This window comes from Cohnella fermenti, from assembly GCF_004801405.1.
Taxonomy (GTDB): Bacteria; Bacillota; Bacilli; order Paenibacillales; family Paenibacillaceae; genus Cohnella; species Cohnella fermenti.
Genome location: NZ_SSOB01000133.1, coordinates 1 through 470, shown reverse-complemented (window position 1 = coordinate 470; position 470 = coordinate 1). Strand labels below are relative to the sequence as shown.

Annotated in this window: 1 protein-coding gene; it reads right to left on the bottom strand. The window is 52.8% G+C overall.

Annotated elements, in window-relative coordinates; all coding sequences use genetic code 11:
* The coding region (locus E6C55_RS33340) for an IS91 family transposase (protein ID WP_211093708.1) at positions 1-470 on the bottom strand (470 nt) is incomplete at both ends.

Sequence of the window (470 nt, the reverse complement as noted above, 5' to 3'; positions counted from 1 at the left end):
TCAGGAAGCCGTAATGCCGAATTCGTGTGAATCCTGGAGGCAGGACGTGAATCAGGAAACGGCGAATAAACTCATCCGCAGTAACGGTCATCTCTTTTGGCTTATTGTCGTCCTTGTAATCCCGCCACTTGAAGGTGACATGGTCTTCTTCCAGCTTCACAATGCGAGCGTTCGAGATGGCCACGCGGTGGGTGTATCTTCCCAGATACTCAACGACACAACCCGCATTCTTGAAAGGCGGCTTGCTGTATACGACCCACTCCTTCCGGTACAACGTAGTGAGCAGCCGCTGGAACGATGCGGGATGCTGCAGATCTGCCGTGGTACCGAAGAATTGGAGCTTGGCTTGCTTGAGATAGGCCAGGAACTTGCCTCTGAACTTTCTGGAGAGCACCTTCACCGGGATAAAGAACTTCTTCTTGGAAGGGACCCACTTGTTGGCCGCATTTATTCCTCCCCCGGGAACGACA